Origin of the sequence: Paenibacillus sp. NPDC101420 (assembly GCF_050277435.1) — a bacterium.
Lineage (GTDB): Bacteria > Bacillota > Bacilli > Paenibacillales > Paenibacillaceae > Paenibacillus_AQ.
In genome coordinates this window covers 381,868-401,400 of record NZ_JBNNSE010000002.1, presented here as the reverse complement: position 1 = coordinate 401,400, position 19,533 = coordinate 381,868, and the positions used below count along the sequence as shown (strand labels likewise).

At 43.8% G+C, this 19,533-nt stretch carries 16 protein-coding genes and 1 riboswitch; of the genes, 5 read left to right on the top strand and 11 right to left on the bottom strand.

Features of this window, described 5'->3' with window-relative positions:
- Positions 1-145: 145 nt before the first annotated feature.
- Positions 146-294: riboswitch (FMN riboswitch) on the bottom strand.
- A 208-nt stretch (positions 295-502) separates the two neighbouring features.
- Both ACQKMP_RS10570 and ACQKMP_RS10565 read left to right on the top strand, forming a co-directional pair.
- The gene (locus ACQKMP_RS10570) at positions 503-1,693 is read left to right on the top strand and encodes a substrate-binding domain-containing protein (protein ID WP_427469355.1); all 1,191 of its coding nucleotides are present in this window, start codon (positions 503-505) and stop codon (positions 1,691-1,693) included.
- Positions 1,694-1,900: 207 nt separating this feature from the next.
- Positions 1,901-3,403: an N-acetylmuramoyl-L-alanine amidase gene (locus tag ACQKMP_RS10565; protein WP_427469734.1), complete on the top strand. Its 1,503-nt coding sequence runs from the start codon at positions 1,901-1,903 to the stop codon at positions 3,401-3,403.
- A 51-nt stretch (positions 3,404-3,454) separates the two neighbouring features.
- Here the strand turns inward: ACQKMP_RS10565 and ACQKMP_RS10560 are convergent, their stop codons facing one another.
- The 5 genes from ACQKMP_RS10560 to ACQKMP_RS10540 all read right to left on the bottom strand — a co-directional run bounded on the left by ACQKMP_RS10560 (position 3,455) and on the right by ACQKMP_RS10540 (position 7,375).
- Positions 3,455-3,859, bottom strand: a complete 405-nt coding sequence (locus tag ACQKMP_RS10560) for a VOC family protein (protein ID WP_379424383.1) — start codon at positions 3,857-3,859, stop codon at positions 3,455-3,457.
- A 23-nt stretch (positions 3,860-3,882) separates the two neighbouring features.
- Complete coding sequence (locus tag ACQKMP_RS10555) at positions 3,883-5,355, bottom strand: carboxylesterase/lipase family protein (RefSeq protein WP_427469354.1); 1,473 nt, start codon at positions 5,353-5,355, stop codon at positions 3,883-3,885.
- An 18-nt stretch (positions 5,356-5,373) separates the two neighbouring features.
- Positions 5,374-6,528, bottom strand: a complete 1,155-nt coding sequence (locus tag ACQKMP_RS10550) for an AI-2E family transporter (RefSeq protein WP_339242793.1) — start codon at positions 6,526-6,528, stop codon at positions 5,374-5,376.
- A gap of 169 nt (positions 6,529-6,697) precedes the next feature.
- Positions 6,698-6,847, bottom strand: coding sequence for a hypothetical protein (locus tag ACQKMP_RS10545; protein ID WP_427469353.1), 150 nt, complete (start codon positions 6,845-6,847; stop codon positions 6,698-6,700).
- 168 nt (positions 6,848-7,015) lie between these two features.
- Positions 7,016-7,375, bottom strand: a complete 360-nt coding sequence (locus ACQKMP_RS10540) for a (2Fe-2S) ferredoxin domain-containing protein (protein WP_042190321.1) — start codon at positions 7,373-7,375, stop codon at positions 7,016-7,018.
- A gap of 145 nt (positions 7,376-7,520) precedes the next feature.
- Here ACQKMP_RS10540 and ACQKMP_RS10535 point away from each other — a divergent pair, with 145 nt between their 5' ends.
- Together ACQKMP_RS10535 and ACQKMP_RS10530 are read left to right on the top strand one after the other, a co-directional pair.
- A complete protein-coding gene (locus ACQKMP_RS10535) occupies positions 7,521-9,107 on the top strand; it encodes an AraC family transcriptional regulator (protein ID WP_339242799.1) in 1,587 nt (528 codons plus the stop codon).
- Positions 9,108-9,210: 103 nt separating this feature from the next.
- Positions 9,211-10,230, top strand: coding sequence for an ABC transporter substrate-binding protein (locus ACQKMP_RS10530; RefSeq protein WP_339242801.1), 1,020 nt, complete (start codon positions 9,211-9,213; stop codon positions 10,228-10,230).
- 143 nt (positions 10,231-10,373) lie between these two features.
- On the opposite strand, the gene ACQKMP_RS10525 is transcribed toward ACQKMP_RS10530, so the two are convergent.
- The 6 genes from ACQKMP_RS10525 to ACQKMP_RS10500 all read right to left on the bottom strand — a co-directional run bounded on the left by ACQKMP_RS10525 (position 10,374) and on the right by ACQKMP_RS10500 (position 18,238).
- Positions 10,374-11,399, bottom strand: coding sequence for an iron-hydroxamate ABC transporter substrate-binding protein (locus ACQKMP_RS10525; RefSeq protein WP_427469352.1), 1,026 nt, complete (start codon positions 11,397-11,399; stop codon positions 10,374-10,376).
- A gap of 132 nt (positions 11,400-11,531) precedes the next feature.
- The gene (locus tag ACQKMP_RS10520; protein ID WP_427469351.1) at positions 11,532-13,157 is read right to left on the bottom strand and encodes a helix-turn-helix domain-containing protein; all 1,626 of its coding nucleotides are present in this window, start codon (positions 13,155-13,157) and stop codon (positions 11,532-11,534) included.
- Positions 13,158-13,300: 143 nt separating this feature from the next.
- Entirely contained in the window at positions 13,301-14,341 is a 1,041-nt protein-coding gene (locus ACQKMP_RS10515) for an NAD(P)/FAD-dependent oxidoreductase (protein WP_042190330.1), read from the bottom strand.
- Positions 14,342-14,383: 42 nt separating this feature from the next.
- Positions 14,384-16,099, bottom strand: coding sequence for an ABC transporter ATP-binding protein (locus ACQKMP_RS10510; protein ID WP_042190332.1), 1,716 nt, complete (start codon positions 16,097-16,099; stop codon positions 14,384-14,386).
- Positions 16,100-16,142: 43 nt separating this feature from the next.
- A complete protein-coding gene (locus ACQKMP_RS10505; protein ID WP_042194295.1) occupies positions 16,143-17,177 on the bottom strand; it encodes a FecCD family ABC transporter permease in 1,035 nt (344 codons plus the stop codon).
- Positions 17,178-17,179: 2 nt separating this feature from the next.
- On the bottom strand, positions 17,180-18,238 hold the full coding sequence (locus tag ACQKMP_RS10500; RefSeq protein ID WP_042190334.1) for a FecCD family ABC transporter permease: 1,059 nt from the start codon (positions 18,236-18,238) through the stop codon (positions 17,180-17,182).
- A 213-nt stretch (positions 18,239-18,451) separates the two neighbouring features.
- Between ACQKMP_RS10500 and ACQKMP_RS10495 the strand changes: the two genes are divergently transcribed.
- The gene (locus ACQKMP_RS10495) at positions 18,452-19,459 is read left to right on the top strand and encodes an ABC transporter substrate-binding protein (protein ID WP_379424389.1); all 1,008 of its coding nucleotides are present in this window, start codon (positions 18,452-18,454) and stop codon (positions 19,457-19,459) included.
- Positions 19,460-19,533: the final 74 nt, after the last annotated feature.

Sequence of the window (19,533 nt, the reverse complement as noted above, 5' to 3'; positions counted from 1 at the left end):
AAGCTGTTACATTACTCATAATTCCATTCTCCTTGTCGATACAAACCCTCGATAAGAGACCAAAAACCCCCGAATCACCATAAAAGGTCGACTCGGGGGCATTATCAATAAAGACGTACAGGATAGACTCCTAGCGCCTTTATCTTATGATCCTCTCCCATCCGGACTTTACCGTCGGCTCTGGATTCACACCAGATCAGTCACTTCTCTGCAAGCAGAACAAGTGAGTCGCGGGCTCAGTTCGCTTTGAACATTACCGCCGGTTGGGAATTTCACCCTACCCCGAGAATCTTGTATTCCGTTGTTTTTTTCACAATCTCAGAATAAACCTCTTCTTGCCATTCGTCCAGTACTTTATGAAAATATACATAAAATTTTCATGTATCACAGCTTTTCTTACATATTTTTTTCGTTATTGTTCTACTGTCCCATCCCAAAAAATCTGTATAATGAAATTATGTTTATTTTTCCATAGTTTAGGAATTTTTCTAAGGAGGTTGTTATGAAGGAATCATTTTGGACGAAGGAGTCATTTTGGACGAAGTTATTGTTCTCCTTTTTTGCTGTCGGAGTCATAGCTTTTTTAGGATTCATAGGTTCGATAATTACCGCGCTTTTCGGGGGACTAATGTTTTATACTCCACTTGTGGCAATTTTATCTGTTGTGATAGCTATTTATGTTGTACTCCTTATATTTAATGTGTTGTCACGAAAAACAAGCAATATTATATTGCTATCCATCCTCGGACTTAGTGCGCTCGTAACCGCAGGATATGAGATCAAACAAGCATATATCAACAGCATTGCCACGGTCGATGATCGGGAAGTTAATTTGGTACAATACGAACCTTTTGCTGAGAATACCAAAGCAGTGAATTTGGATAAACCTTCTTCATATCATATCGATAACAACTTACCAAAATTGGATGGCGCAACCGCACTATACCCACTGTATTCAGCTTTCGTGCAATCTGCTTATCCTGCGGCCAGTTATAATCCATATGATTTCCAAACAAGTCAAGTGATTTGCAGTAGCACGCCGGAAGCTTACAAAAGACTAATCGAAGGTGAAACTGATATTATCTTTGTCGCTGCTCCTTCTCTTGCCCAACAGAAACATGCGAAGCGAAAAGGCGTCGAGCTGAAGCTCACACCCATCGGCCGCGAGGCTTTCGTATTTTTTGTGAATAAACGAAACGAAGTAACTGGACTTTCCACCGCCCAGCTTAAAGATATCTACGCAGGCAAGATCACCAATTGGAAAGATGTAGGCGGAACTAATAACCGTATTCGCGCTTTTCAACGCCCAGAGGATAGTGGGAGCCAGACGATGCTGCAAAAGTTTATGGGAGACACTACACTCATGACACCTCCTAAGGAAGACGTGGCGGATATTATGAGCGGAATTATTAAGCAAACCTCCAGTTATCGCAATTATAAAAATGCACTCGGGTACAGCTTCTTATTTTACGCCTCAGAAATGAATCAAAGTGGGGAAATTGCACTACTCGCCATCGATGGTGTTAAGCCCGACAAAGAGAGTATTCGCAGTGGACAGTACCCTTTGGCTACAGAATTTTATGCTGTGACTGCTGGAAGTGACAACCCCAATATTCAGCCCTTTCTAGATTGGATGCAATCTGCTCAAGGTCAGGAATTGGTAGAAAAAACGGGTTATACTTCTTTGCAATAAAATATTGTTAGGGAAAGAGAGCTAACCCAAATGTTTGGGAAAGCTCTCTTTTCGCTTTTTATACCGAAATTTTTCCTTTTTCACTCTAAAAGAGCGCAACTTTTGGAAACTATTGTCGTTTAAGATTTATATAAGCCGAAACTGCATCATAGGAAGAAAAAGTAAGAATTGCTAGAAACCAAGAAACGGGGATGGTAGGGATTGCAGATGAAGAAGTTTGGTTTTTTGGCGTTACTGCTGCTTTTGTTGGTGCTGGTTCATCCAGGAACTGGTTATGCCGGCTCTGCAGAGACACACATCAATCTAGACGGCAATGATCTTAAGATTTCAAAAGAAGCACAAGTTCAAATTGTAAATGGAAGCGTGATGGTTCCACTTCGCCTCGTTACGGAGCAGCTTGGTTATACCGTGAAATGGGATAATGTGACCAAGACTGCAACCATTGAGCAAAAGGGAACGACATTAAAGCTTATCGTGAATAATGCGATGGCAGAGGCTTCGGGGAAACAGGTAAAACTGGACAACCCTCCTTTTCTCAGTGGCAACACGACCCTCGTTCCTTTAAGATTTGTTGGTGAACAGACAGGAACTACTGTCGGTTGGGATAATGTGACCAAAACGGTATACTTAACTTCTCCAGTACCAGAGATTGGCGGAAGCGAACCAGAAATTACAGTTCCAGACACATCTGTAACCGCACCCTCTGATAATGGATCGAATGGTAACACAACAACTGATGGAAACACCTCGACGGCAGCAGTCACAAATCTTAGCTTCATCGATAACAAGCTCATCATCGCGATGAACGGCAGTGTAACACCAAATGTATTCACAATGACAGATAAAGACCGAATTGTCGTAGATTTACCGAATACCAGCTTTGGCGACAGCTTTCATCAGAACCTTTCTGTCGGAAAAAACCAAAGTGGGCAGTTGACGATTACCGAATATCCTAACGTCTCAACCATTCGTTATTCATTATTCAGTAGTTCTCCCTCTACGATCCGGATTGTGATTGATCTGAACAGCGCGAATAACTACAGTGTAACGAATGCTAACGATGGACTTATTATAGTGGATCTAAATGGGACAAGCACAAGCACCCCGCCTCCTGCAACCACTGTACCTGAAGTACCGGTCACAACGCCTCCACCTTCTACTGGCAACACAGACAAGAAGATAATCGTTATTGATGCAGGACATGGTGGGAAAGATCCCGGCACTGGAAGTAACCGCAAAGAGAAGGATTTCACCTTGCCAACAGCACTAAAAATTGCAGAATTACTAAAGAAAGAGCCAAATATCGAGGTTGTGCTCACTCGAAGTGATGATACATACCCGACCCTGCAGGACAGATCCAACCTCGCCAATAAGGTAAAAGCAGATTTGTTTATCTCTGTCCATGCCAATAGTATCCCAGTGGGCAGTAAGAGCAATCCTAGTGGTACAGAGACCTATTACACACGTAAAGATAGTTTATTATTCGCGCAAACCGTTCATAAATATCTTACTGTTGCTACAGGTCTTCAGGATCGAGGGGTTCGTCAAGCAAATTATCATGTAACAAGAGAAACTAAAATGCCAGCCATTTTATTAGAATGCGGTTACTTAAGTAATACCAAGGACGAAGCATTACTCTTCACAGTAGATGTTCAGAATAGGATAGCCGAAGCAGTAGTTCTAGGGATTAAGGAATATTTAGGTCGATAGAAAAAAGGGGAGCTTCTTAGCCAATTGGCTAAGAAGCTCCCCTTTCTATTTTTATTCTTGTTTGTTATTCCAAACACTCATTCGTTCTCTTAGATTAGAAGTGTGTAGCTCTAACTGAATCCCATCTGGATCGAGAAAGTTGACGGTCCAGCCTACTCCCCTTTTAACAGGTCCTCTAATGATTCGTACTTCGTGGGTACGGAGTACCTGTAAAGCCTCCTCGAAATGTTCTTCCGCTATACTAAAGGCAATGTGGTCTATCCCAATTACACTGCCCATTAATTCAGTGTATTCTGGCTTTTCAATGAGGCAAATCCATGCGCTTCCCCATTCCAGATAGGCATCTGTATTGCCTTTGTGTATTAGCTGAAGACCCAAAATACCAGTATAAAAATTCAATGAACGTGATAAATCACTCACATTTACCGTCACATGATTAAATCCTTGGACCTTCATCCCCGTTCATCTCCTCAGACTTCTCAAACCAGAATAGAGACAATTCTCTTGCGTTTCTCTGAATCGGGATCTTGAGTTACTCGCATCTCTTCATCAAAGATCAGTGTAGGACGTTCTTCCAGATTATACTCAGGCCATGATAGCTCAGATGTAGCTGGGTTTCCTCGATGAGCAAAGGCAATCCATGCCGTATGCATACTTTCAGCCAATTTTTGCATCGCCGGTGTAATTTCCACACCCAAGCGAGTTACATGAGACAAATTGTTAAAAGCATAGACAATTTCCGCACCATGTACAGCTTTGTTTAACAATGGATGGCCAGGGACCGTCCCATCAAAACGATACATCCACACAGGCGCATAGGCCAATTGATTCTCAGCTAAGGATATAGAGGTTCCCCAGAAATATAGATCCGTTAGAATCTCCGCCTGGCCTTCCCATGTAGAAGAATAGTGGCTGGCAACCTCCGCCAGACTTCCAGTTCCCATCATCTGCTCCAGCGCCTTGAGCGATTCATCAAAGTCTGCACCTGGTGTTTCTCCCCTAAAAAATAAATTCCCCTCATCTCGATTGGTTCCAATCAACAAAGGAATCCCTTGGGCCGATCCTTCTGCCACAGCCTGTGCAGGATCTACAGGAAGCGTATCCCCATCAATGACAGGCTGAAATAACATGCCTATTGAACCACCCGTTAATTTAATAGTCATTCTTGTGGCTGCTTCTATAATTTGTTCCGCTGAGAACGTATTAAGTAGGCTAGTATCTCCATCGGGAGAAATGCCTAGTTCAGTAAGTAATGCTACAGCAATATCTTTTCCTTGTTGATTTGGCAAGGTTTGAGCAGCCCCACTTTGCATGATCGCTCCAGCAAATAATCCCTTTGCAGCAGGCATAGCCAGAAGGGCAGCGATACTCATGCTGCCAGCTGATTCTCCAAATACCGTAACTCGCTGAGGGTCGCCTCCAAAGGCGGCAATATTAAGCTTTACCCATTCCAGCGCGGCAATTTGATCCAGCAAGCCTTGATTAGACGCAAATCCATCACCAAGCGAAGACAGATGCATAAAACCAAATGGTCCCAGTCGATAATTAATCGTCACCAAGACTACATTACCATTCTTCGCGAAGCTAGTGCCATCAAACTGTGGCTGACTTCCAGCACCAGTCACAAATGTACCCCCGTGGATCCAAAACATTACAGGGAGTGCCTCGCCTGGGGATGCAGGTGACCATACATTTAAATACAAACAATCTTCAGAATGACGAGGTGTTAAGCCACCGAAACGCGTACCTCTCGTATCCGCAGGCTGATGGCTAACTGGACCAAATTCAGAAGCATCTCTAATTCCGCTCCAAGCTTCTGGTGGCTGCGGCGCACGAAATCGAAGCTCTCCAACTGGTGGAGCGGCAAAAGGGATTCCACGCCAAACGTTCACGCCATCCTCCTCTCGTCCTTGAAGCTTACCGTAAGAGGTTACTGCTATCGGTCCTACCATTAAATTTCACCCTCCACATTATTCCTTATTCTCTTCAATCTGCTTATACAATCCGGACTGGAACCGGAACCATTGAAAAATATGTGTAAATACAACCTTGAGCACCGCGTAACCAGGAACTGCAAGGATAATGCCAAGAACGCCAAACATTTTGCCGGCAAAAATAATCACAAAAATGATCGTGATCGGATGAATCTTCAGTGTCTTGCCCATAATCTGCGGAGAGATAAACTTTCCTTCAATCAGCTGTACAGCCGTCCAAACGATGATCATCTTCAGCAGCATAAATGGTGAAGTGACCATGGCCACAATTAAGGCTGGTGTAATAGCAATTGCCGGACCCAAATAGGGAACAACTGCTGTACAAGCAGCGGCAATGGCAAGGACAAGTGAATACTCCAGACCAATAATCAAGTAGCCAATATAGAGCAGCGCACCAATGCAGCAGCTTACTATAATTTGCCCTCGAATATAGGAAGATACCTGGGCGTTCATCTCCGACATTACCATCCGAGTCTGCGGCTGCAGCGCGGTAGGTACAAATTTCAAAATGTAATCTGGCAATCTTTTTCCATCACGAAGCAAGTAGAATAGAATAAACGGTGTCGTCACCACCGCCAGCACAATCTCCGTAACGGCTCCGACGAAGCTCCCTACACCTGTTAGCGCATTATTCAGAAAAGAAGTGCCCCAAGCCGTAATTTTACTGGTGATTTCACTTAGGTTGGTTCCTATACTATCTTGAACTTGACCAAAGAATTCGCTTCCCGTCAGATTCATAAATCGTTCCTGGATCAAGTCACTATACCTTGGAAAATCGTCAATCAAACCAGATAATTGCGTTCGAAGAATCGGAATCACCATCACCAGAATCAACGTAATAATACCCGCAATTAACAGATAAAGAATGATGATTGCATACACACGTTTCATCCTGAATCTTTTTCCCATCAGGTCTACTAACGGATTCAGCAAATAATAAGCGATACCGGATAGTAACAATGGTGCAGCCACCGTGTGCAGCAATACAGATATAGGCGTAAAAATAAACGGTATCTTTGAGAACACCAGGATAGTTACCCCAGTTAACAATAAAATAAGTAAGGCTACCACAAATTTATTGTTCAGAAAAAACTTCTTAAACTTCCCCGGCCACACCTGCAGCCTCTCCATCGAACCCTCTCCCCCATGCGCCACCTTATATGAAGTGTTATTTTATTCACTTTTTAATAGCATAGTCAACGTTAGGGGCGCAAGTCAAATTTGATATCTGCAATTCTGCCCGCCTTCACAAAACCAATCGATTGATATACTTTGTTAGAATCCGGGTTTTTGGCATCTGCTACGCCATGAATTCTGCAATCGTAGTACTGTATTCTTCAGTCGCAAGCATCATATATGTATGAAAAGTTTCTTCATGTAATTCACAAAAAGATTCCGTAAACAACTGCGCCGTTTCTGCATGATCATCCACTGTAAACCTCTTAAACATGTCTATTCCCCCTAGATCTTCCTTTCATTCAATCATAATCCTCTACTAAACAAAAAGAAACGAAGTTGCTTTCCTGAAAAGACAAAAAAATACCGCCAGCGCATTGACGGTACTTCAATCATTTCTACTTAGATTTCACTTAGCTGCGAACCTTCGATCAGTGAACAGCTATTTTTTCTTCTTCCCTTTAGCTCCCTTGTCATTTGCAGCCATCAGCTGACCATCATATGTATACAGCAGATGATCCTCAAGTCTCTCGCCTTGTAAATGCTTCCGTACTAGCGATTTCGCTGATTTAGGTGTGATCTCTTTATACCACACGCCTTCAGGGTATGCGATCACGACGCAGGAATCTGAACATCTACCATTACAACGGGTTACCGTCGTATGTATAAGACTCTGTGCACCTTGCTTTTCAATCTCATCTTCTATCGCTTCAGCTACCTCTTCACCTTTATGTTTCTTGCAGCTGCTACCATTACATATCAACAAGTGACTTACGGTTCCTTGTAAATTCCAAGTTGTCATGAAATCCCCATTCCTTTCATACCTAAAAATATTCGTTAGCGGATTATTCTAAACACTATCATAAGAGCCATTATAGTCAATAGAAAGAAAGACTGGTATACTATAATTGAGAATGATTATCATTGAAAAGGGAGCGATTTCTACCATGCCCATCCAATCCGGCGGGATGCCACATCATTCCCATCCTTTTTATATGCCTGTTAAGATTAGTAGCCTAACAAGTCTTTCCCACTACGCAACCGATAACATCCCAGCTACGAATTCCTGTATTATGTTTGTCTGGGAAGGTAAAGGTCAGCTTGAGATAGATGGCGAACTTCATAGCCTCGAATCCGGAAGCATCATGATCTTTGCTGCAACTTCAAAATTGAAGCTAGAGAATGAGCAACAGTTACAGGGGATGTGGATAGAGTACACCAGTATGCCCAACCGTAGGCAAGAGCATTATTTTCTAAATGGCAGCCCAGCCTTACACCACGCCTCCACACAATTGATCGCATTGTCTGGTGAGCTTTACAGTGCTTGGATAGAACCCGATGATCGGAAACCGTTTAAGGTCCAGCAATTATTCACCCAATTCATCGTGGATCTTCATCATGAACTGACTGCAAAAAAGGAGACTTCAGGAGGATGGATTGAAAATGTGTTTGAATACATAGAAGCTCATTACAACGAAGATATTACTCGGGAGCAGATGGCTACGTTAGCTGGGGTAAGCCCTGAACACTTCTCACGTACCTTTCGTAAAATTATGGGTCAAACTTTCAGCGCTTATATTACACTGTTAAGAATCCGCAGAGCACAGCAGCGAATCCTCACCAGTTCCCCAAATCTAACAACACTGGCGCATGAGGTTGGTTATGAAGAAGGAACTTATCTGAGCCGTAAATTCAAGCAGCTTGTGGGTCTTTCACCTACAGCCTATCAGAATAAGAACAAAAAAATTGTTGCTTTAAACTACAATCACACAGCTATCCTACGGGTACTGGAAATTATGCCTCAACTCGGTGTTTATTCGGATTGGCATCGGAGCTTAGAGCAAGTGCCAGCCTCCAAACAACTTACGATGAACGAAGGTAACTCTTCCCTTCTATTTGATTCGATAGCTTTAGCAGAGCCAGATATCATTATCAGCTACAATATTCCTGAGAATAAGATGCTGACTCCAGTTGCTCCGGTCATTGAATTACCCTTTATGCAAATGAGCTGGCGAGAGCAATTTGGCTTGATCGCTGATGTAGTCAACCGGCGACAGCGAGCAGAAGAATGGTTAGGTCATTACGATGGGCTCTGCCATACTGCCAATAAGAAACTGAATCATTCGATAGGATCGGAAAGAGGGACAGCTATCGTTTGGGAGCTTAGTTCCCGAGCAGCTTATTGTTTCAGTAGCAGTTACGGTAGGGGGTGTCAGATTTTGTACGGAGATCTTGGATTCAAGCCACCATCCATCATTATGGAGAACGGAATAATGGATTCAGGGTATCTAGTGTCATCTATTGAGGAAATCGGAACCTATCCTGCAGACTATATTATTATCACTAGCATCCCATCATCTTCTGAGGGAAGAAAACGCCTCTCTCGCCTTCTGCGTTCTCGTGATTGGAAGCAGTTAGATGCAGTCCGTAACAATCGGGTATACATCCTGAACCAGGGTGACATGTTCTATGGATTTGATCCGCTGTCTTCTCAAGCACAGCTTAAAGAATTGCTGCATGTGATGACATCATAAATATGCACAAACGAAGATCATATTCGTCCATAGTAAATAACCAGAGAAGATTGTAAAGTTCTTATTGAGAATGATAATCAATTACCATAGGAGGAACAACAAATTGCATAATCTACAAAAGAATACTTCGAAACAGAATCATTGGCTTCTATTTCCCTTCATGCTGACGTTAATTCTAGTCCTATCAGCTTGTGGAAATTCCAATACTACGGTGGAGAATACAGGTGGTATCAGTAATACAACAGCAGCAACACAAGCACCAACCGAAACTAATCAAGAAGCAGAAAGTGCTGAAACTCCTACTGTCAAAACAGTAAGTACCGTAAAAGGTGATGTTGAAATCCCTGTTCATCCTAAACGAATTGTCGCTGAGGAATACTTGGGAAGTCTAATAGCTCTTGATACCATTCCTATCGGAGCTCCAGGCTTGACCTTAGAGAATATGTATTATAAGGAGGCTCTTACCGGTGTTACAGACACAGGGGCGTACGGTAAAATGTCACCTGAAAAAATCATCGCACTAAATCCTGACTTGATTATTTCGGGACAAGCAGAAAGCTATGAAACGCTTAGCAAAATTGCTCCTACCATCATTGTGCCTTACGGGGATTTAAAAGATGCTCATGCAGAATTAACCTATTTCGGAGAACTCCTTGGAAAGGAACAAGAAGCAAAGAATTGGCTTGCAGATTATGACAAACGGATAGCCGAAGCTAAAGCAAAAGTGGACAAGGCCCTCCCGGCAGATGCAACCTTCTCCATCATGGAAGACGGTGGAAAATCCATCTGGGTCTATGGCGATAACTTTGGCCGAGGCGGACAGCCCATCTATCAAGCGCTTGGTCGCAAGCCGCCTACAGAAGTAGCAGCGGAGATTATGGAGAAGCAATGGGCGGAAATTTCTAAAGAAGCGTTAACTAAATATGCCGGAGATTATATTATCTTAACCTCAAATAACCTTACAGAAGCTGATTACAAGGCTGATTCATTTTGGGGCAACCTTCCTGCAGTCAAAAATGGACACCTCTATGTTTGGAAAGAAGAACGTTCCTGGTATTATGACCCTATCGCGGTATTAACCCAGACCGAAGAGCTGGCCGATTGGCTAATAAATAATAAATAATGCATGAGGAAAAGGGATGTCCGAAGCCATAGCGGCTAAGCGGACATCCCTTTATTGTTGTACAAAATTCCTACTAAGATAACTTATAAGCATCTAAAGGCGTTTTATCTGTGAGTGTTGTTATCTCACGCTTCAAATTTAACTTATTGTAGGGACTTCAACAACGTGACTATCTCATCCAGCTGCTTGTCCAGCGCATAAGCATCAGAGAGATAATAAGTTTTGAGATCGTAGGTGAACACATGACCCGCCTTAACAGCAGGTAGACTTTTCCAGAAGACACTGTCCAGAATGTCCAGCTTATCCTGCTCCACACCACGACTGAAGCCTTGGAATATATAATCAGCTTCTCCTAGATACTCGGGCAGCGTTTCGAGAGAAAGGGAAGCCCAGCCTTCCTTAAAGGCTACCTCTTCGACAAGATCAGGTGCATGCAGCCCCAATCCGTTGTATATAATCTCTCCACCACGCCCATATGACGAACCGTATAGAAACAGCTCTTTACCGGCAATTTCAAAGATTGCCACCTTTTTGTCAGCTGCGATCAGATCGGCCAATTCCGCTTTCTTCGCTTCCAGCTTCTGATTGAAATCCGTCACCCATTTTACAGCCTGCTGCTCCTTGTTCAAGATTTTCCCGATCTCAATCAATCGTTCCTTATAGTCGTATTTACCCCAAGGAATAAAGACAGTCGGAGCAATCTTGGAGATTTGCTCATAGGTATCTTCCTGATAAGTGATAATCAAATCCGGTTCCAGGCTCGTTATTTTCTCCAGGGACACCGTCATGTCATCACCCACTACTTCTACACCTGTAAGCGCCTCTTTGAAATATGGATGATTCAAGATGTCATTCCCAGCTACGGCAATGGGCGTCACCCCCAGCGTCAGAAGATCACCGATAAAGTCTTGTACCGGAATTACAATTCTTTGTGGATTGCGTGGGATCTGCACCGGACCTTTATCGCTATCGTATGTCCAGTACTCTGCATCAGCAGCCGGCTCCGTGCTGGCAACTACAGAATCATTAGTGCTTTTAGCCACTTCAGCAGACGTGCTAGCTGGAGCATTCCCCTGATTAGCAGCTTGTCCGCATGCGCTCAACATTAGCACCAGCGTAAGTACAACGGCTATCATACTTGTTTTTCCTAACGATATTACTCTGTACAATGTAAATCCCCCTTGAGACTTTATATTATTGTGATATTGATAATCAATATCATTTAGATCCATGTTTAATATAACGTCTCCGTGGGAAAACATATATACACGCTAATACATCAATTTGGCTATGGACGATTGTCAGCTTAACTTATGGCCGATTAACAAATCTGTCTGTATCTCCAACTGACGTTCGAGTGCAAGCCCTTCGCTGCCCCAAAATTCCTCAAGCTTGAGGTAATATATGCGTTCATTCCTGAATGCTGGAAGATTGCGCCAAACCACACTCTTGCTAATGCGTTTACGTGTTCTCGACATCCAGTCCTCTCGTCCTGATACAACCACAAACATATGGTCAGCCGCGTATATTGGCAATTCCGACAGTGAGATGCATAGATGATCATTCCGCTCCAGAACATCTGACCTTACCTTGTCCGGCGGAGCTAACCCTAGCATTGGATACAGATTGTACACACCTCGGGCTGTATGATTCCAGATATAAATACTGTTATCTTGCCTAATCTCATACACCGCTACCGTTTCACCAGATTCAATTAGTGAGGACAAGCGCTGCTTGGCCAAATCTATTTTCAAATGATAGTGTCTTATCCATGCTTCTGCCCTCTCCTCTTCTCCCAGCAGTCTGCCGAATAAACGAATCTGTTCTAAGCGGTCCATTTCATCACATTCCACCGTAACTAGTGGACCCAACTTTTCCATCCATTTAAGCTGACGGGGGCTCAGATAGGTCGGTGCAATGACTATATCAGCTTCCAGTCCAGACAAGTCCGCTTCCGCCGAACATCCCTGCAACTCAAACGATCGTACATCCGCCAGTTCCGGCTGTAAAAGCAATGAGTAGTTCATCACATCTTTTTCAACCGCGACAGGCTTCACACCCAGCGCAAGTAAATCCCCGAAAAATTGCAACGCTACAATCCGCTTCGGTTTGGGACGCAAACGGAAATCTGTTGGAGTCATCCCGGTGACTTGCTTGAATTTCCGGCTCAGATATAGTCCATCTGAATAGCCTACTTTTTGAGAAATTTGCTGGATTGTTGCTTGACTGGACATCAAATATTTTTTCGCTTTATTCACTCTTAAATGAGCTACATATTCGGTGAAGCTCCACCCCGTCTGCTTGCGGAACCATACTGAGAAATAGCGAGGATTAAATCCCATCATTCTAGACATCATCTCTCGCGTAATCTCCTTTTGGATGTTCTGGTGAATATAAGAGAGCATTCTGAAATATGAACTATCCGTAATGTCTGCTTCAGTATCAGCCTCTACAACCAGTTGATGCAGCTGATGCAGCAAGGATTGAATTCTATCTGCCTGTGCTTCTAAATTATTGGCAGCAACGTCTTCCAATTCGCTGAATAAGCGGGTTATTTTATTCGTCGTACGTACTGGTAAAATCCCATTGACCGGAAAAAATTCACGGCAAAGTCCATAGACCAATTCTTGCTCAGTGCTATTGCTTAGCCCATATACCTCATAGGAGATTGCTAGAACAGAGATAACGGACTCTAATGGAGCATTAATATGATAAGTCGCACCTGCGCTTAAAAAAAGAATTTCACCTATTTTAAGAGCTACTGTCTCTCCTTCAATGGTTATTAGAACGGTAGCTTCTTTTGGTGTCAGGAAGAGTGGGGACTGGGCCATCTGGAGATTACTGATGTGACCACCGCCGCATTGGCGTTTCCCAGCCTCTTTTAACATATAAATTCTGTGTACCAGGTTATTATTAGATAGCTTCATTCCTGCTCCCTTCCAGATCATCAGGCTATTAAACCTTGAAATATAAAGAAGGCGCATAAGGTTTTTCTCTCCGCTCGAAATGGATAAGAAGCCCTATACGCACAACATTAAAATCAAACCTATTCCTTAAGAATTTACCGCTATTAATGGTCGTCAACGACACCAAGCGCCTTATTCTTCTCTTTGAACCGCTCATTGTGAGAAGACACATAAGCAACTTTAGCCGCAGTTGGATCTATGAACAGCTTGGCACTATTAAGCGCCAGAACTGCATCGGTGAAGGCACCGGCAATTAAACGTACCTTACTTGTATAATCCACAAAGTCACCAGCTGCAAATATGCCTGGGAGATTGGTCTCCAGCTTATCAGATACGTTCGCACACCATTCGCCCATATCAAGGCCCCACTCTTTTAACGGACCAAAATCGCTCTTAAGACCATGGTTTACGATCACTGCATCCACTTCAAATTGCTCTGATTCACCTGTCTCTATGTGGTTGATCGTCACCTGATCTATCGTTTCCCCATTACTGCTGTGTAATTGGCTTACTGCATAGGGCACGCGGACATTGACCGAAGATTCCTTCATCCGCACAATATTTTTCTCATGACCCCCAAACTGTTCACGACGGTGAACAATCGTTACACTTGCTGCAATCGACTCCAGTTCATTTGCCCAGTCTACTGCAGAGTCTCCTCCGCCGGAGATCAGCACCCTTTTACCACGGAATGGCTCTAGCTCCTGAACGGTATAATGAAGATTCGTCACCTCATAGCGATCCGCACCTTCGATTTCGAGCTTAGCCATTTGTAGGATTCCGTAACCAATTGCCAGAATAACGGTTCGTGTCCAGTGTTGTTCCCCGGTAGACGAGGTTAAGATATATGTCCCGTCTTCTTGTCTCTCTTGATTCATAATTTGCTGTCCCAACACAATGGTGGGTTCAAAGGTCTGCGCCTGCTCCTTGAGCTGCCCGATCAGCTGATGACAAAGAGTCGGCGTTACTCCGCCTACGTCCCAGATCATTTTTTCAGGATAAATAAGCATTCTTCCTCCGAGCTCATCCTTCGCTTCAATCAACTTCGTCTTGAGGTCTCTCATTCCACTATAAAAAGCTGTATACATCCCAGCAGGTCCGCCGCCAATAATCGTTACATCGTATAATTCCAGTTGATTGTTCATTATGTCCCTCCAAAAGTATATTCTATTGATGCCCTTAGCTTCTTACGCTCCAAATTGTGCCTCATGTAGTCGACTGTAAATTCCAGTAGTCTGTAACAGTTCTTCATGTCTGCCTTGTTCAGCGATACCACCTTCCGCAACAACAACAATACGGTCGGCATTCTTGATCGTTGCCAATCGATGAGCAATAACAAGCGTCGTACGACCTTGTGACAACTCTGCAAGTGCTTCCTGAATTGCGGACTCCGTCTCGGTATCCAACGCCGATGTGGCTTCGTCTAGAATGAGAATCGTTGGATTCTTCAGGAACATCCGGGCAATGGACAGCCGCTGCTTCTGACCTCCAGAGAGCTTAACGCCCCGCTCCCCGATCATAGTATCCAGTCCAGCAGGCTGGGATTTGATCAGCTCTTCCAATTGGGCGCGCCGTGCTGCCTCCCAGATTTCTTCATCGGAGGCACCCAACCGCCCGTAAGCGATATTCTCACGGATGGTTCCGTCAAACAGAAATACATCTTGCTGTACAATCCCGATGTGTGAACGAAGAGATTCAAGCTTCATGGAACGAATATCAATTCCATCAATGCTAATATTACCCTCACTTACATCATAGAAGCGAGGTAGTAGACTACAAAGCGTTGTCTTACCCGCACCAGATGGACCGACCAGAGCAACGGTCTCTCCTGCTTGAATCGACAGATTCACATTTTGGAGTACGTTCTCTTTATCGCTGTAGGCGAAAGCCACATCATGGAAGGTTATATTCCCCTTAAGATCATGAACTGTCTTAGCGTCAATCGCATCATCAACATCCGGCTCCGTCTCCAGCAGTTCGAGATAACGTTTGAAACCTGCAATGCCTTTGGGATAGGTCTCAATGACCGAGTTAATCTGTTGTAATGGTCCTAAAAATACATTGGACAACATCACAAAAGCAATAAATTCACCGTAGGTCATTTGCTTCTGGATTACAAAATATGTTCCGCATACGAGAACAAATAACGAGACCAGTTTCATGAGAACAAAGCTAAAGGATGAATTCCAAGCCATAATTCGATAGGTCATCAGCTTTGTTATACGGAAGCGTTCGTTATTGACCGCAAAACGGGAAATTTCATGATTCTCATTAGCAAAAGCTTGCACAACGCGGATCCCGCTTACATTGTTCTCCACGCGTGCGTTATAGTCAGCAATATCCGCGAACATAATGTGGAAGGCTTTAGACATTTTCCGGCTGAAGTACATGGATAAATAAATCATAAGCGGAACGATCACAAACGTCAGAATAGCTAATTGCCAATTGATACTGAGCATAATGCCGAACACACCGAGCAGCGTCATTACTGCTATAAAGAGATCCTCTGGCCCGTGGTGGGCAATCTCACCGATGTCCATCAAATCATTTGTCATCCGGGATACTAGATGGCCGGTCTTGTTGTTGTCAAAGAAATTGAAAGATAACTTCTGAACTCGGTCAAAAAGCTTTTTTCTCATATCCGATTCGATATTAATCCCCAGCTTATGCCCCCAGTAAGTGACGACAAAATGCATAAAGGCACTGACAATATATATCCCCAGCAAGCCGAGGCATGAATAGAGTATCCATCTCCAATTGCCGCTTGGCAGCAGATCATCTACTACCCGGTTAACGGCTAACGGAAAGACCAGTTCAAGTAGTGCAGCAGCAATCGCACAAGAAAAATCAAGAATAAACAATCCCTTATAGGGCCTATAGTAAGCAAAAAAACGACGCAACATGTTAATAATTCGCTCCTTCTGGTGAGAGATCAGCCTACTTTCATCAAGATTTCGTACGGGCTAACAAATACAAAAAGTATGGTGCTCCAATTACAGCTACAACGATACCCGTAGGAATCTCAGACGGCTGGAGGATCCAGCGTCCAATGGTATCCGCTGTAATAACGAGTAGTGACCCAAGCAGTGCCGAAGTCGGAAGCATGAGTTGATGCTTCGGCCCAACTAACCGTCTCGCCAAATGGGGTCCGACCAATCCCACAAAACCAATTCCACCGCTGACAGCGACACTCGCCGCTGCTAATCCTACCGCAGCCGCAAGAAGCCGAAATTGTTCCTTCGTTACTGCGGCACCAAGTCCCACAGCGGTCTGCTCCCCTAGATTCAGTACGTTCATCACCCTTGCCTTATAGATGACATAAGGCACCAGAATAAGAATCCACGGTAGGAGTGAAAGTACAAACTTCCAGCTTGTTCCCCAAATGCTGCCTGCTAGCCAAGTAGCGACGAATTGGTATTTTTCTGGATCAAGCCTTAGCGTAAGCACGATCATAGCTGCACTCATCCCAGCTGCGACAGCTACACCAGTCAACAGTAGACGCATAGGCGATATTCCTTGGTGCCGTTTATAAGCTAGAGCATAGATTAAGGCAGCTGTAAGCCCCGCACCGACGAACGCTACCATTGGCAGCAGATACACTGGAGCCGCGGTTGCCGTAGGGTAAAAAGAGATTAACAACATAACCATAATTCCTGCACCAGCATTAATCCCTAAGATACCAGGGTCCGCCAACGCATTACGAAAGACGCCCTGCATCACAGCACCGGATACAGCCAGACCTGCCCCAATTAGAACGGAAATCACAATACGTGGCAGCCGAAACTGAAACAAGATTAACTCCTGCTTGTCGGTTCCTTTACCGAACAATGTATTAATCAACTCCATAGGAGTCAAACGTATGTAACCTGTATTCATACTAATAATAAAAGCAATCACAATTAGTACAGCCAACGAAATCATGATAATTAAGCCCCGTTTGTTTTTGGCGGCTTCGAAGGAACCGAATGTCGTCTTTTCCATCATTACAGCTCCCTCCTTTCTTTACGTGCAAGATAAAGGAAGAATGGTACACCAATCAGTGCAATAATAGCGCCAAGTGGCGTTTCATTAGGTGGATTAATCATCCGCGCAGTTAAATCTGCAAATACAGCAAGTAAACTGCCGAGGATCGCTGAACACGGAATAATCCATCTGTAATCGACACCCACAAAAAATCGTGTCAAATGCGGAATAATTAGTCCAATGAAACCAACTGCACCAACTACGGCAACCGATGATCCAGCCAAAATCAATACGATTAATGCACCTGCTAACTTCACAAGCCCTGTACGCTGACCTAGACCTTTCGCAACATCGTCACCTAAACTGAGCATCGTGATCGATCGAGAGATTACCATTGCACCAATTAAAGCGGCCCCTATCCAAGGGAACATGATTTTGAGTTGGATCCATTTCGTTCCAGCCACACCTCCCGCATACCAGAAGGCTAAATCTTGACCGATGTGAAAATATAAAGCTACCCCTTCACTCAGTGCCGACAAAAGCGCACTAAAAGCAGCACCGGCCAGCACCAAACGAGCAGGAGTTAATCCTCCCTTAGCAAGTGATCCAATTCCGTATACGACGCCCGCGCCTACGCCGGCACCCACGAAAGAATATAGAATCAAATACATAAACGATAAATTTGGAAAAAAAGCAAAACATAGTGCAAGCGCAAATCCTGCACCTGAGTTGATACCCATCAGACCTGAATCAGCCAATGGATTTCGCGTCATCCCTTGCATAATGGCGCCAGCAACTGCAAAGCTAGCCCCTATCATTGCCCCGCCAAGTACACGAGGTAATCTTAATTCTCTAATAATCTGATGATCCATGATCTCCGGATCAAAGTGAAACACAGCTGACCATACCACAGACAGCTTAATATCTGCTGCACCGAAGGAGACGGAAACAGCAATTCCTAATAATAATAGCGCCAGACCGCCGACCAAGATTAATGTTGCCGCCCAAGGACGTGAACGAAATTCTCGTTTAACTACTCCTTTATCGGCTCCTATCCTGGTAGTTATCTGTTGATTCATGAATGCCACCCTATTTCTGTGAAATTGATTCTCATTATCATTAGACTATTGTAAATTACATTTCCTAGGTTTGGCAATAGATAGATTTAATTGGAACCATTTAATTTATTGCATTGACAGAAATTCTAAGCTTTGATACAGTTCAAATTGAAAATAATATTGATAATGATTCTCATTATTATTATTTGGTACATATACTTAGGGAGGTTTACCATGCTAAAAAGAAAGACCCTTTTCCCCATCCTGGCACTCGTAATGTTATTGTCTGTATTTGTGACGGCTTGCGGGGGAAACAACAATGCTTCATCTAATACACCAACAGCGACAACTGAAACAACAACAGCCCCGAGTGCAGAGGCAACAGCTGTTCCTGATGCTTCCGCTGCCGAAATGCGCAGCTATGAAACTACTAAAGGTACTGTTCAAATCCCAGTTAGACCTCAGCGGATCGTTACAGATTATTATGGTGGGGAATTACTCTCCGTTGGAGCTAACGTCATAGGCGTTGAACCTAGTACTTTTGATAACCCCTTCTTGAAAGACCTGCTCAAAAACACACAAGATGTTGGTGCTCCAGTCAACGCTGAGAAAGCATTAGAACTTGCACCTGATCTAATTGTAGTTATGTACGACGACAACTATGATGCTTTATCCAAAATCGCTCCAACCATTCATATACCATACGGAACTGCTACGAACATCTATGAAACCGTAAAACTGTTTGGAGATATTGTAGGAGCACCTGATAAAGCTGAGCAATTCATTGCTGACTTTGAGAAAAAGGCTGCTGAAGGCCGCGAAAAGCTTAAAGGTGTCGTGAATGATAATGATACATTCGGAATTTATGAGCTGACTGACAAAGGTGAGCTATGGACCTTCGGTAACAATGCAGGCCGTGGTGGACAAGCCCTATATAATGCACTTAAGCTGAAAATGCCTACTAAGAACAGCAATGACAACCAAACACTTCAGCTATCCATGGAGCTATTGCCAGAATATGCAGCGGATTACATGTTCCTAACTACTTATGATCCTGATAAAAAAGGTGATAAGCTGAAAGAGCTGAAGGAATCACCCGTTTGGAACGGACTTGCTGCTGCGAAGAACGACCATCTGTTCTACAACGATTTTGATACCTTCTATCGCTATGATCCTATTGCCATTACCGCACAAATCGATCTGTTCGTTGATATGATTCTTGAGCGCAACGGTAAGAAATAAGAATAGACACATAAAGAAACACCCCACTTATTAGGCATCGCCTAAAGTGGGGTGTTTTGGTTATACATAAGAAG

Excerpts from the sequence above, each read along its gene's own strand:
- ACQKMP_RS10520 (WP_427469351.1), bottom strand. The coding sequence starts at position 13,157 with ATGAAGCTATCTAATAATAACCTGGTACACAGAATTTATATGTTAAAA.
- ACQKMP_RS10570 (WP_427469355.1), top strand. The coding sequence starts at position 503 with ATGAAGGAATCATTTTGGACGAAGGAGTCATTTTGGACGAAGTTATTG.
- ACQKMP_RS10535 (WP_339242799.1), top strand. The coding sequence starts at position 7,521 with ATGCCCATCCAATCCGGCGGGATGCCACATCATTCCCATCCTTTTTAT.
- ACQKMP_RS10500 (WP_042190334.1), bottom strand. The coding sequence starts at position 18,238 with ATGAATCAACAGATAACTACCAGGATAGGAGCCGATAAAGGAGTAGTT.
- ACQKMP_RS10505 (WP_042194295.1), bottom strand. The coding sequence starts at position 17,177 with ATGGAAAAGACGACATTCGGTTCCTTCGAAGCCGCCAAAAACAAACGG.
- ACQKMP_RS10560 (WP_379424383.1), bottom strand. The coding sequence starts at position 3,859 with ATGAAGGTCCAAGGATTTAATCATGTGACGGTAAATGTGAGTGATTTA.
- ACQKMP_RS10515 (WP_042190330.1), bottom strand. The coding sequence starts at position 14,341 with ATGAACAATCAACTGGAATTATACGATGTAACGATTATTGGCGGCGGA.
- ACQKMP_RS10495 (WP_379424389.1), top strand. The coding sequence starts at position 18,452 with ATGCTAAAAAGAAAGACCCTTTTCCCCATCCTGGCACTCGTAATGTTA.
- ACQKMP_RS10555 (WP_427469354.1), bottom strand. The coding sequence starts at position 5,355 with ATGGTAGGACCGATAGCAGTAACCTCTTACGGTAAGCTTCAAGGACGA.
- ACQKMP_RS10510 (WP_042190332.1), bottom strand. The coding sequence starts at position 16,099 with ATGTTGCGTCGTTTTTTTGCTTACTATAGGCCCTATAAGGGATTGTTT.
- ACQKMP_RS10545 (WP_427469353.1), bottom strand. The coding sequence starts at position 6,847 with ATGTTTAAGAGGTTTACAGTGGATGATCATGCAGAAACGGCGCAGTTG.
- ACQKMP_RS10565 (WP_427469734.1), top strand. The coding sequence starts at position 1,901 with ATGAAGAAGTTTGGTTTTTTGGCGTTACTGCTGCTTTTGTTGGTGCTG.
- ACQKMP_RS10550 (WP_339242793.1), bottom strand. The coding sequence starts at position 6,528 with ATGGAGAGGCTGCAGGTGTGGCCGGGGAAGTTTAAGAAGTTTTTTCTG.
- ACQKMP_RS10540 (WP_042190321.1), bottom strand. The coding sequence starts at position 7,375 with ATGACAACTTGGAATTTACAAGGAACCGTAAGTCACTTGTTGATATGT.